Here is a 13,329-nt window from a genome sequence, read left to right as displayed (position 1 = left end):
TAATTTAATTGTTTTTATCTTTTTCTTCATTTGTGTCGGCACTTTCTCCGTAGCCGTAACCGTCCTCGTACAAGCCGTATCCGTATCCGTATCCGCTCTTGCCGTATCCGTATCTACCATAGCCGTATCTACCATAGCCATAGCCGTATCCCTTGCCCGAACTTCCATATCCGTAGTAGTAGCCGTACTTCTTGTTTGTAAGGTCAATTCCGTTGAGCACGAGATTCATGCTTGGCAGTTTCTTCGAATCGCGCAAACTGTTAATCATGCTGAATGTTGCCTTCGGAGTGTAGTCGGCTCTCACAACATATATTGATGCGTCTGCCAGATAGCCAAGTTGAAGAGTATCAGAAACCTGTCCTACCGGAGCTGTATCGATGATAATCATGTCGTAGATGTTGCGTAGATATGCAACGGCTGCGCCGATATTCTTTTTTGCCAGCAACTCCGATGGGTTTGGCGGAATTGTTCCCGAAGGAAGCAGATCGAGATGGTCGCTGATGCCCGAAGGCATGATTTGTGCCATCAGCGTATTGTAGTCGTTGATGTCGCCGGAAAGATATGCCGTGATACCGCGACGCTTGTCGTGTAGTCCGAAAAGACTTGCAATGCGTGGTTTACGGATATCAAGACCGATGAGCAGGACCTTGCGTCCCAAAAGCGATTCGCTCATTGCTATGTTGCTGGCTATGAAAGTTTTACCTTCGCCGCTCGAAGTTGATGTTACTAGAAGGACTTTTTGCTTTCCTTCTTCCATCACAAAGTCGAGGTTCGTTCGTATTCCTCGGAATGTTTCCGCCATAAGGTTGTTGGTATTTGGCTTAACAACAATGGCACGTTCGCCCTGTTTCAGATTCTTGTCTATCGGAACGTCGCCCAAAATAGGAATTGTTGTCAGTTTCTCAATATCCGAACGTCCTTCAATCTTGTAGCGGAACATCGCCAGAATAAAGAGAATTGTTGAAGGAATTGTGAATCCTATTGCGGTTGCGCTGACCCAAATCATCTGTTCTTTTGGATAAATCTGACCTGCGAAATAAGGGTCGTCAACAAGTTTTGCCTTGTCGGTAGTTGCAGCCATTGTGATGGAGTTTTCCTCGCGTTTCTGCAACAACATTATGTACAATCCAGCCTTCACGTCTTGCTGACGAGAGAAGTTGGCAAGAATTCGCTGCTTCGAAGGGGTTGCAATAACCTTGTTGTTTTCTTCGTTTATGCGCTTTGTAAGGTCTTTCTTATTTAGATTGATGCCGTATCTTGCACTTGTAATCGCAGCCTTGATATTGTTCATGCATTGCTCCAAGTCGAGCGTTTTCTGAACAACCACGGGACTTGTCTCCGAACTGTTACGCATCAGTCTTGCGCGTTCTTTCAGGTCCTTGTTATATTCGTTTACAAGAGTCGTTATCGTTCCATCCTGAATACCTATGTTATTAGGGATGAGCTGCATGTGATTCTCCTTTTTGTTAATATATTCGGAGAGGGCAGAGAGCATGCCGAGCTGCATGTTCAGTTCTGTAACTCTTTCCTGATATTCTATTTTCTTTTCGTATGCCGCAACGCCTTCGTCGCCGATGTTCAGTGTTCCTTCTGAAACTTTAAAATCTTCTACTTTACTTTCGGCATCACCCAGTTCCTTACTAATCAATTCTATACGTTTGTTGATGAATTCTTCGGTTTTCTGCGCAACCATGTTTTTGTCTCTGTTCCACTCATCATTGTAGACAGAAACGAGTTCGCGAAGATAGTCTTTGCATCGGTCTGCATTTGTGCCCGAAAGTCCGAGAACCATGTCCGTTTCCGAATCGCTTGCCGGATTTATGCTTACGCCAGATGCGTACATTGGCGCAAGATTGTTAGGGTTGGTGATGGTTACGGTCATCGGCTGCTCAATAGTACCGGGTTTTTCAGGATTTCGGTATACTGAAATTTTTCCGACTTTTGTATTGAATACGGCTGGAAGATATTTCAGCCTTTTATTTATCGGCTCGCCATTGGCATTTCCTGTAATTTTGATTCCGTTTGGATCTTCGCTTAGTGTGAGAACAATGTTGCCCGGAAGGTCGAACAGCTTGTCTTTTTCGATGTCTACTGTAACGGGTTGATTACGATACAACTCTGTATCACGCATGTTTCCGCTTACGAAGTAGGTAGTGTATAGCTTAAGGTTTCTGATTACTTGCTTTGAGATGTTTGTTGTTCGCATAGGAGCAATATCGTTCTGCCTACCATCGCTGACCGAGTGTACACCCAAGTCCATCAACGAACGTGTTTCGTAGTTGCTCTTCTCGTCCTTTATTTCAACGCGAGCACCTGCGCTGTAAAGCGGAATTGCTGTTCTGATAAGATAGTAAGCCACACCAAGTGCTATGCCGATACATAAAATGTACCAGTGTATATTCATTAAGAAAACCGCTATAAGTGACTGAAAATCAAATCCTGCGGTTTCTTCGTCTCCAGTGCCAAAAGAATTTTTAATGGTACTTTCTGCCATAATATTGCTCTTCTTTTATTTAGGATATGTTAAATCTTTACAAAGATAATAAAGAATTATGACATTAACGCTTTTTTAGGTAGACAAATTGGATATTTATAGCATTCGGGATCAAAAATCGTCGGGATCTTGAAAACTGAAAAGATCGTCCATCCCGGTGAAATATGACATCGGATCAGCCTTTCCTTCAGCAAAATCGTTCAGGATTTTTATGGCTTCAGATAGATTGTTTTGCTTGATGTTTTGTTTTGTTTGAAGAAGTTTATTTAGTTCATTTTCAAGTTCTTCTGTGCGGTTAGTGAATGCGCTTGTGCTTGGCGTGTTTGCCAGTGTTGTGCTTGTGCTCTCGATTATTTTCTGAAGGTCGGAAAGAACCTTTTCTTGCGAAGCAGCAAAAGCGTCAGTCGGAAGTTTTTTCATGGCTTCCAACTGGCGCATTATTTCTTTGCATTTATTTCTTGATGACTCAATCATCTCTGATGCTTATTTTTTGCTTACCTCGACGATTTTTGTTGGTTCAAGTTCATCGTTGCGTTTTTTTGTGGCATCAACAACCTTTTGTGCCAACTGAATGAAAGCATTTCCGACGATGCTGCCTGCATCGAGTGCAACAGGCGTTCCGTTGTCGCCGTTCTCGCAAATGCTCTGAACGATAGGAATCTGTCCAAGCAGTGGAATGTTCATCTCCTCGGCAAGATTCTTAACGCCTTCTTTGCCAAACAGATAATACTTCTCGTCTGTGTGCTCGGCAGGTGTGAACCATGCCATGTTTTCAATCAGTCCGAGAATAGGCACGTTAACCTTGTCGTTCTGATACATGTTGATGCCCTTGCGAGCATCAGCCAAAGCCACCTGCTGAGGAGTGCTGACAATTACAGCACCGGTGATTGCAAGTGTCTGAACAAGAGAAAGATGAATGTCGCTCGTTCCCGGAGGTGTGTCAAGAATGAAGTAGTCGAGGTCTTCCCAATTTGCATCGGCAATAAGTTGTTTCAGAGCGTTGCAAGCCATTCCGCCGCGCCACAAAGTTGCTTGGTCGGGATTAACGAAGAAACCGATACTCAGTAACTTAACACCATATTTCTCGATTGGTATGATAAGGTCGCGACCGTCAATTCTATCCATATAAGGACGAGCGTCTTCGGTCTGGAACATCTTTGGCATACTTGGGCCGAAAATATCAGTATCGAGCAGTCCGACTTTGTAGCCGAGTTTTGCCAGAGCAACAGCAAGATTGGCTGCCACGGTAGATTTTCCAACGCCGCCTTTTCCGCTTGAAACGGCAATGATGTTCTTTACCTGCGGAAGAAGTTTGCCTACTTCCGGGCGTGCTGCCTGAATGGTCTTTACACCTATGGTTACCTCAACATCTTTGTCTACGTATGTATGGATTGCCGCCTCGGCAGCCTTGATTACCGATTTCATGAAAGGGTCGGTTGGCTTGTCGAATATAATAGAGAAACTCACTTTCATGCCGTCAATTCGCATGTCGTCCTCAATCATCTCAGCCTCAATCAGGTTTTTGCCTGTGCCGGGATAGCGTACTGTTGCAAGTGCGTCGTTAATTAACTTTGGATATAATGTCATAACTATTTATTTGATTTCTTATTTGCTGGTTTGCAGACCGCTGCGTTTGCTGCGATTGTAACTGCGATATTCGTCGAGTTCAATCTCGACGTCTGGTTCACTTAGTTCGCCTTCTTGCGGAAGTTCAAAGCGTATGTATTTTATTGTCAGACCACGGTCGAGCCATTGCTGTTCGTAGTACGTCTTGATGTTCAGAATTTCGTCATTCAGACCACTGTGATACAAGTCGTCGGTAATGAACTGAACGGGGAGTTTGTTGCCTTCGAGCATGTACTTTGTGTATGTAAACATAAAGTTACTGTCCGTCTTCAGATGTACTAATCCGTTCTGAACAAGGAACTTGCGATACCTGTTCATGAAGTATGTGCTGGTGAGTCGCTTTGTGGCTTTCTTCATCTGCGGATCGCTGAATGTAAGCCAAATCTCGCTCACTTCGCCTGCTGCAAAGAAGCGTTCGATTATCTCGATGTTGGTGCGAAGAAAAGCCACATTTTTCAGTCCGTCTTTGAGTGCCTCTGTTGCACCTGTCCACATTCTCGCTCCCTTTATGTCAACGCCGATGAAGTTCTTGTCAGGATACATCCGTGCCAGTCCGGTGGTGTATTCTCCTCGTCCGCAGCCCAGTTCAAGAACGATAGGGTTACTGTTGTGGAAGAACATCTCGTTCCATTTTCCCTTCATCTCGAAAGGCACGTTGTCTGCCACCGAGAACGGATATTCAAAAACATGTGGGTAGTTTCGCATGTCGGCGAATTTTTCTAACTTTCCTTTGCCCATTTTTACATTAGTGTTAATTATAACCCATATAACCGGATACATCTTTCGATGTGTCCGGTTATCAAGGTGCGTAAATAAATTACGTTATGTTTTTTATTCAATTACAACTGTAATCCAGCCGTGTGTGTCAGGCTCTTCGCCATACTGAATTCCGATGAGTTTGTTATACAGCTTTGTGCTCACAGGACCCGGCTTGCCGTCTTTTGCAATCACATAACTCTTGTTCAGTTCAAGGTCGTCGATGCGCTCGATAGGGCTGATTACGGCTGCTGTTCCGCATGCTCCGGCCTCCTCGAATGTTTCGAGTTCTTCCTCGGCAATCTTGCGTCTTTCAACCTTCATTCCGAAGTCCTCGGCAAGTTGCATAAGACTCTTGTTGGTGATAGATGGCAGGATTGATGTTGATTTTGGAGTGACGTATGTGTTGTCCTTTATTCCGAAGAAGTTGGCAGCACCGCACTCATCGATGTATTTCTTCTCTTTTGCATCGAGATAGAACTCGCATGCGTAGCCAAGGTCGTGAGCCTTCTTGTTTGCCTGAAGGCTTGCGGCGTAGTTACCTCCAACCTTGTAGATTCCAGTTCCGAGAGGAGCCGAACGGTCGTGCTCGCGGATGATGACGTAAGGGTTGGTTGAGAAACCTCCCTTGAAGTATGGTCCTACTGGAGTTACGAAGATAATGAACAGATATTCAGATGCTGGATGCACGCCTACCTGCGCGCTTGTGCCTATAAGAAGAGGACGTACATAGAGTGTTGCACCGCTCTCGTATGGCGGAATGAAGCGTTCGTTAAGGCGTACCACCTTCTTCACCATCTCGACAAACTTCTCGGTTGGCAACTCTGGCATAAGAATTCCGCGGCAAGTGCTCTGCAAGCGTGCAGCGTTCTCTTCAATGCGGAAAGCTCTTACCTTGCCATCCTTGCAGCGATATGCTTTCAGTCCCTCAAATGCTTCCTGTCCGTAGTGCAGACATGTTGCTGCCATGTGCATGTTGATGGTTTCTTCTGATGAAACTTCAATCTCACCCCATTTTCCATTGCGATAGTAGCAGCGTACGTTATAGTCTGTCTTTATATAACCAAAAGGCAGATTTTTCCAGTCTAATTCGTTCATTGCCTTATTATATTATTAAATAAAATCAGTGTTGTTACTTTCAATTTGTTGAAAGTCGAAAGCAAAATTACAAAATTTATCAACACAAACTATATTTTTGTTTGACTTTTTTACAGGTCTTCTGCCTTATCCAATATTTTCTGTATATCTTCGTCGGTTTTATACAATTTGTCTTTGCAGAATTTCAGCAGTTGCTGCGCCTCTTTAAGATTATTGCTTAGTTCGTCGATGGTTAGTTCGCGAGCTTCAATCTTTTTGGTTATTTCCTCAAGACGCGCCATTGATTCTTCGTATGTCTTATTTTTCATTTCTTCCAGATATTTTTTGAGTGAGTACAAAAATATGAAAATAACGTGAGACTGACGAATTTTTTTACGTCCGATTGTTCGCACAGCCGGCTTTCTTTGTTCTTCTTTGATTTTGAAAATCGCCCTCTGATAGTTGACGAAGGGCTTTCAGATGTCCAAATGACAGAATTTTATGTGCGTAAATTCAATTTTTATGTCTAAAAATTTGTTCTTTTCGTATGGGGTATGTATATTTGTGTCAATAATGTTACCTTTTATAATATAATATTCGGGGATGAAGATAAGGAATTTTTTGTTATTCTTACTTATAACAGTGATGACGGCAATGTTCTGTAGTTGCCGAACCGAAGATGCAGACCTTAAGAAAAACAAGGTATGTACAACTCAGAAATATCTGAGGTCGGGCGTTGATAACGATATTATCACGGTTGAGGAGTTTGAATCGGCAAACCGTAACATCGAAAGTTATCAGCAGAGCAATCCTGTGGTAAAATACGCATTCTTTGTGCTTTTCTTGGTCTACATGGGTGCAACAATTGTGTGGGCTTGGCAGAAGGACGATGTTGAAACTCCCGAGCCGACAACCGTGTGGGGAACGTATCTCTTTCTGTTTCTCGGCGGATTGTGGACGGCTCATCTTTTCCATCTCACGGGACAGAATCGAAATTTTTGGTGGCGAATTCTGAGCATCATAATCATCGTAACTCTGTTTTCGCTTAACTATTCTGCGCTGATGTTTTATTGGCGCACGCCAGAAATGCTAACAGTTTATTGGGAAAACTGGGACTGGCATCTTGCAAACAACTATATTCTGCTGGTTTCGTGGATGGTACTGGCATTTATGTTTGTCGTAAACGTCGTTATTCCTGCGCTGATGATTCCTTATTGGGTTTACAATTACAATAACCGTACTTTTTACAAAGTGCCTGAACATCATGCAATTATGAAGGGTTATATGCTTCTTGCAGAGGAAGATTACAAAAAGCAGACAGCCGATTTGGAAAACATCGAGCAACACCTGCTTAAGGTTGATGCAGATGCCGAAACGGTTTACAAGTCGCATGATGTCGATAGAATTTCGACTTTCCTCGGGCACAGCGAGATGATGGAAACCGAGGGAGACAATCTTGATTCGTCTGTCGAGATTCTTGCAACCGATATCTACCGAATGAGAAACAGCGTTGCACGAAACCTTTATATAATGGGCGAACTTTTCGAATATCTTGTAAAGAACAAGGCTACCGATTTGCTTAATTACAAGCATGTGAAGGAGGTTTGGAATATTCGCGAAAGACTTGTTGCTCAGATGGATAAACTATATTTCCAATCGCAGAATCAGAATTGGAATCACAAGGTGAGCAGGGCTGCGGAACATGCAACGGATGCTGTGAACCATGTTTACGACTACGACCCAAAAACTCAGCAGGAACGCGTCATGCGAGCCTTTGTGGATGCATTGAACGACGTTGGCGAATGTGTAAAGATTCTGCGGTTGTTCAATCAGTTTACGCAAAAACGGTGGGACGTGGTGCTCGAATGTTGCCGCCACGAAAAGTATTTCGTATTCAATTACGAGATTTTCCGAAAGGAGATAATGGGACGAGGAACGGCGTTTCAGTTCCTCAAACGAAAGATTCTTAACGAGAAACCGAAGATAACACTAAACGAATTCAACTTTCAAGAAAAAAAGATTCTCGAAGTGCTCGAAGCCTACAAACGTATGCTTCCTATGGTTGAATCGCTTGCTGGCGACACCACTATTCCGCTTCGTGAGGATAAGAAATAGAGATTACTTTCAGGTAATCTTGTAGCGCAAAAATTTTATTTCCCGCTCCTGCTTGTGAATCATTTACGAGCAGGAGTGTTTGCTTTCCGTTGGAAAGTCTTGCGCCGAGGCACATGCCTTCATAGTTGGCAAGATTTTTGTGAGAGAGATTGAACTTTGTCTCGAACGAGTAAAGCAGATCCTTTTCCATCGAAACGTCATTCTTCGTAGGTTTTATGATGTAAAGTTTGTGATTGCACTTGCTTCCGATGTAGTTTGGAGTGACGATAAATTCGCGTTCGAGCACAATCAGACCATAGTCGGCGAGTGCGCAGATTTCAGCCACACCGAAAGCGTAGTTTCGTTTCTTTTTGTTTCCGTAAACAGGAGAATCGGTGCGATATTCGTATTGATGTTTTGTCTTCAGATTGTCGTCAAACGATTGCAGGCGTAGTCTTACGCCTTCGTCCGGTTTGCCGATGTCTTTTTTCAGAGCATTTTCGGTTGTTGTCCAAAACTGATTTGTTGCGGCAGAGTAGGCGAGCGACTCGAATCCGTAGTTTCCCTGAATGTTGTTTTTGCTGAATTCTTCTGGAATATTCATACTCTTTCCTGTTGGAATGCCGTTCGAATTGTATTCAAGAATCTGTTGGTCGTTTTCTGCCGCGATGTAGATGAGCGTGTCGCCGTTGCAGATTCGTGCGCAGATGCCTTCCATATCTCTCTGTGTGCCTGTTTTTGCAGAGCGAAATCCTTCGTCTTTAACGCTGATGATTCTGCCCGTGATGCTGTCCTGTTCGATGCTGAAGATAAAGAATCCGTCGGAATCTTCCTTGTCGCTTACGAGGGCATATCGACTTCCGTCAAGGTGCGCGATTCCGCTGTAGTTGCGTGGCTTTATTCCGGCTTTCGTCATGTTGAAAGTCTGGATTTCGTTGGTCTGATAGCCTTGAGCCGCTGCGCCAAGGCTTATAGTTAGCAAAAGTATTGATAATGCGTTTCTTTTCATGACGGCAAAGATGTAAAAAAAATCTGAATGCAGAACGAATCCGCATTCAGATTTTATGTTTGGTTTAATTTCTAATATCAAAAGATTAGAAGAACATGTAACGCTTGTCTACAACCTTAGCCTTGATGTAAAGGTCGTTGATGAAGCGGCTTGCAGCGCGTGCTGCCATGTTTGTAAGCATTCCTTCCTCAGTCTTAGCATCGAACTTCTCCTGAGCCTTCTGCTTGTCGAGAACCTGGAATACGAAAACTCCGGCGTTACCCTTTACAGGACCAGCAAACTGACCCTTAGCAGTCATGCTTACGCGTGCGCTAAGTGCTGGCTCGCTTGAGCTTGTTGCCATAACGAAAGCAGGAGCAGAGAATGTAACGTGCTTGATAGTGTCAGATACTGCACCCTTCTGCTTCTTTGCGTCTGCTACGCTCTTAACGTTGCCAAGGCTTGCGATAATCTTCTCTGCCTTCTTGTCGTTAAGAATCTCGTTCTTCAACATAGGCTTAACCTTCTCGAGTGGAAGATATCCAGCCTCGTTAACGCCTGTAACAGCGATGAGCATCATGTGGTCGTTGTCTGTACCGCACTCGTAAAGCTTAGAAACGTCGTTCTTCTTAGCATCGTTGAAGAGCCAGCGCATAATCTCGCGAGTGTTGCCCACGCCGCAAACGTTGTGCTCGCTGCTGTAGATGTCTGAACGGTCGAGAACAGTATAGCCGCTCTTTGAAGCGTTAGCCTCTATTTCCTTCAGAGTCTTGTTCTTTGCAACGAACTGGCTGAAGTTGTTGAAAGCCTTGCTGTATGTCTCCTTGCTGAATGTAACTTCGCGCTTGATTGCAGCAACCTTGTACTTGTCGCTGAAAGCCTTGCGGTTAAGAACCTTTACAACTACGTTGCCCTGAGCAGTCTCTACAACTGTTGTTGAGCCAACGCCAAGAGTTGTAACAGCGTTGATGTACTTAACATTCTCTGTGCTCAACTTCTGACCCTCGTACTGACGGCTTGTCAACCATGATGACTCGCCTGTCTGGTTGTAGTTCTTAGCGATTGCCTTAACATCGCCGCCTGCGTTGATTGCGTTTACAACGCTGTCGGTCTTAGTCTTGATCTCATCCTTGCTTGCGCCCATTACCATAATTGACTGGTACTCAACTGAATCAGGAATTGAAGCCTTTGCAATGTAGCGGTAGCAGTTAAGTGTATTGTCCTGAGCGTTGTAGAATGTAGAGGCAACTGTTCCAACGGCTGTTGAATCAATCTTGCCTGCGATGTCGCCCGGAAGGACGTGCTTAGAAACGAATACGTCTGAATATGGAACAAGTGAGTTGGACAAGCGAACTACGTTTGTTGCATCTTCGCCGTTAGCAAGTTTTGTAACGTATTCCTTCATCTCCTCCTCAAGGCTTGCGCGGTCTGCTGGGCTTGCCTTTACAAGTACGTCGATGTACTTGATGTCGCGGCTTTCAGCAAAGTTCTTGAAACGCTCCTTGTTCTTTTCGTATGCAGCCTTGTAGTCAGCCTCTTCAATCTTAACATCGTTATCGTTGATTGTTGCATATGGAACGGCTGCCATCAGAATGTCGCTCTGGTTTGTGCGGTTCTCGAACGATGCCTTTGCTGAAATAGGGTTTGAGATAAGGGCGTTAGAGATGAGTGCCTGATACTTCATCTGAAGAGTCTGAGTTCTCAGCATCTTCTCGATGAATGTCCAGAACTTGTATACTTGTGCATACTGCTCAGCCATCTGTGGATTCTGAGTCTTTGTCTTTTCGTAGTCGGCAAGGAATTTTTTTAGCATATCCTTGTCGAAACGACCGTTCTGACCGATGAAAGGAGTCTGGCTCAACAATGGGCTGTTGCCTTCGTTGATGATGTTCTGAAGTTCCTCGTCGGTAACTGTCAGACCGAGCTTTTTGCACTCGTTCTCAACAAGTTTGTTGTTGACAAGCATCTGCCACACCTGATCCTTAATCTGTGTTGTTTCCTCGTCGGTGAATGAAGATCTCTGCTGAACGAACTTCATTGCTTCGGTATATTCGTCAACGAGTTTCTCGAAATCTGAGGCTGAAATAGCCTCACCGTCTATCTCACCAACCTTGTTTCTGTTGGCGTTTGAGTTCTGTTCCATTGCACGGAACCCCTCTTCTGCGATAAATGCAAACAAAGCAAGGGCAACGACTGCTATGAGTACCTTGCCATGCTTCTGAATGTTTTGTAATGCTGGCATTTTATTATTTTTTATTATTTATTTTTTCCTTGTTTTTAAGAATTAGCGCACGAAGATACAAAAAAAGTATTAATAATGTGAATTTTTAATGCATTTTTAACTTATTCAATAATTTTTAGGCGCACAAGTTCGATTTTCGTGTTTGTAACCTTCAGAATTTTGAATTGATAGCGTCCTATCGTTATTATTTCGTGCAGTTTCGGAAAACTCTGATACTCATGCAGAATCAAGCCTCCGATTGTCAGATACTCGTCGTTTTCGGGAAGTTCGAGGTTGAACTTCTCGTTTACTTTCTCAATCTCCAGACGTGCCGACAGAACGTAGTCGTTCTCGCCGGTCTGCTTGGCAATGTAGGTGGTGTTGTCGTGCTCGTCCTCAATGTCGCCGAAGATTTCCTCAACCAAATCCTCAAGCGTGACGATGCCCGATGTGCCGCCAAATTCATCAACAACCACGGCGATGCTCTTCTTGTTCTTGATGAAGAGTTTCATCAGTTTTTGCGCGCCCATCGTCTCGGGCACGATTGGAATGTCGCGCAGATTCTTGTTCCAGTCGTCGGTATGTCTGAACAGTTCCGACGAGTGAATGTAGCCTATGATGTGGTCGATGTCTTCTTTGTAGATGATGATTTTTGAGTTTCCGCTCTCGATGAAATGCGAGCGCAGAACGTCAATCGACGAGTTTACCTCTACCGCCTGAATTTCGGTTCGCGGCACAATGCAGTCTCTGATTTTCACGTTCGAGAAGTCGAGCGCGTTCTGGAAAATCTTAACCTCGTCGTTTATCTCCTTGTCGTCTTTCGTGTTGTCGATGCTCGACTGGATAAGATAGTCGAGGTCGACTTTCGTAAATGCCTTGGCGGTTTCCTTCTTGTTTATCTTTGTGCCCGACATCAGAAGGAAAATCTTCGAAATCCCGGTGGCTATTTTCGAAATTGGGTAGAGAACGACGTAGCATACGAAAGCCGGAACGGCGAACAGCGTAAGCATTCTGTTCGGGTTTATCTTGAACAGAGTCTTTGGCAGAAATTCGCCTGTAAAAAGTATTATAACAGTCGAGATTATCGTCTGAATCATCACAAGTGTTCCCTCGTTGTTGTCGAACCGCAGATTCAGATAGTTTCCGAAAAGGATTGTGATGACCTGCGCCATCAAGATACCGTAGATTACGAGCGAGATGTTATTGCCCACGAGTAGGGTAGAAATGAACTCGTTTGGCTTCTGGTAGAAATGCGACAGAATGTGCGACGTTATGCTCTTCTCGCTCTTGTCCATCTCGAAGCGCAGTTTGCTCGACGAAACGAAAGCAATCTCCATTCCAGAGAAAAACCCTGAAAATATGATGGCTACGATTATTTCTATGAATATTGTTAACAGTTCCATTCTGTGCCTTGAGTAAGGATTATGATGGGCGCACCATGGCGCGCTTTATCGAGTCGTTGTTGGCTTGCTTGTCTTCCATCGGAAGGGCGCCGCTTGCCTTGTGGAACATATAGTCGGTCATTTCCTCGTTGGCGGTGAAGTCTGCACCTTCAAGCCGGCGGTCTATGCCTTCAATCTTGACGTGGATAGGCGAGTATATTTTGTGCGTAATCTGATCCCAGTAGAGCAGTTCGGTATAGAATCTGTCGCCCCTTTGGTTGCGGATAAATACGTTGCCTTTCAGTTCCCACAACTTTTTCTGGTCGTAGAAGTAGGCTGTATCGGCCTGAATGCTCGCGTCTACATGGAATTTCTGATCGAATTTCTGAAGGTAGAGCCCCTTTTCGAAACTCCATTTAGACGGATCGGTCTTGTCGTAGATATACCATTCTTCGGCTACGATTTTGTATCTTATCACGCCGCTGTCTGAGATTAGCGTTGATACGCCTTTCGACTTCAGTATTGGCAGTTGGTCGCGATTGCTCACGGCTGGCGCCATGTGCTTTTTCTCGCCCGAACAACCGGAAAACGAAAGAAGCATAACAACGGCAGTGATAGCCGCTGTTATGCTTATATGGTTGATAATTAAATATCTGTAACTGCTTGTCATTGAATGTCTCAACACAAGAAA

11 protein-coding genes are annotated in these 13,329 nt (G+C 44.3%); 1 reads left to right on the top strand and 10 read right to left on the bottom strand.

What is annotated here, in order from left to right; translation table 11 throughout:
* Positions 1–4 precede the first annotated feature (4 nt).
* The 6 genes from T538_RS0102760 to xseB form a co-directional block, all read right to left on the bottom strand.
* Positions 5–2,404 carry a polysaccharide biosynthesis tyrosine autokinase gene (locus tag T538_RS0102760; RefSeq protein ID WP_051655837.1) on the bottom strand — a complete coding sequence of 800 codons (2,400 nt, stop codon included), beginning with the start codon at positions 2,402–2,404 and terminating at the stop codon, positions 5–7.
* A gap of 201 nt (positions 2,405–2,605) precedes the next feature.
* A complete protein-coding gene (locus T538_RS0102755; RefSeq protein WP_031532003.1) occupies positions 2,606–2,968 on the bottom strand; it encodes a hypothetical protein in 363 nt (120 codons plus the stop codon).
* A 9-nt stretch (positions 2,969–2,977) separates the two neighbouring features.
* Positions 2,978–4,081 (bottom strand): Mrp/NBP35 family ATP-binding protein, encoded by a 1,104-nt coding sequence (locus T538_RS0102750; RefSeq protein ID WP_031532002.1) that lies wholly within the window; start codon positions 4,079–4,081, stop codon positions 2,978–2,980.
* 18 nt (positions 4,082–4,099) lie between these two features.
* Complete coding sequence (trmB, locus tag T538_RS0102745; RefSeq protein WP_031532001.1) at positions 4,100–4,858, bottom strand: tRNA (guanosine(46)-N7)-methyltransferase TrmB; 759 nt, start codon at positions 4,856–4,858, stop codon at positions 4,100–4,102.
* Between the two features lie 93 nt (positions 4,859–4,951).
* Entirely contained in the window at positions 4,952–5,974 is a 1,023-nt protein-coding gene (locus T538_RS0102740; protein ID WP_031532000.1) for a branched-chain amino acid aminotransferase, read from the bottom strand.
* Between the two features lie 110 nt (positions 5,975–6,084).
* Positions 6,085–6,282 (bottom strand): exodeoxyribonuclease VII small subunit, encoded by a 198-nt coding sequence (xseB, locus tag T538_RS0102735; RefSeq protein WP_031531999.1) that lies wholly within the window; start codon positions 6,280–6,282, stop codon positions 6,085–6,087.
* Between the two features lie 316 nt (positions 6,283–6,598).
* On the opposite strand from xseB, the gene T538_RS0102730 reads away from it, so the two are divergent.
* Positions 6,599–8,068, top strand: a complete 1,470-nt coding sequence (locus tag T538_RS0102730; RefSeq protein WP_031531998.1) for a hypothetical protein — start codon at positions 6,599–6,601, stop codon at positions 8,066–8,068.
* Here T538_RS0102730 and T538_RS0102725 read toward each other — a convergent pair.
* From T538_RS0102725 to lptC, 4 genes are all read right to left on the bottom strand, one after another.
* Positions 8,040–9,056, bottom strand: a complete 1,017-nt coding sequence (locus T538_RS0102725) for an esterase-like activity of phytase family protein (RefSeq protein ID WP_081834829.1) — start codon at positions 9,054–9,056, stop codon at positions 8,040–8,042. The two genes, T538_RS0102730 and T538_RS0102725, sit on opposite strands and share 29 nt — an antisense overlap.
* Positions 9,057–9,141: 85 nt before the next feature.
* Entirely contained in the window at positions 9,142–11,277 is a 2,136-nt protein-coding gene (locus T538_RS0102720) for a peptidylprolyl isomerase (protein ID WP_031531995.1), read from the bottom strand.
* 101 nt (positions 11,278–11,378) lie between these two features.
* Positions 11,379–12,659: a hemolysin family protein gene (locus tag T538_RS0102715; RefSeq protein WP_031531994.1), complete on the bottom strand. Its 1,281-nt coding sequence runs from the start codon at positions 12,657–12,659 to the stop codon at positions 11,379–11,381.
* A 19-nt stretch (positions 12,660–12,678) separates the two neighbouring features.
* A complete protein-coding gene (gene lptC / locus T538_RS0102710) occupies positions 12,679–13,323 on the bottom strand; it encodes an LPS export ABC transporter periplasmic protein LptC (RefSeq protein WP_231497055.1) in 645 nt (214 codons plus the stop codon).
* Positions 13,324–13,329 lie beyond the last annotated feature (6 nt).

The sequence above is a fragment of the Bacteroides sp. Ga6A2 genome, assembly GCF_000702225.1.
In the GTDB taxonomy this organism is placed as follows: Bacteria; Bacteroidota; Bacteroidia; order Bacteroidales; family Bacteroidaceae; genus Ga6A1.
Note: the sequence above shows the minus strand (reverse complement) of the source record. Positions and strands in the feature narration are given on the sequence as shown.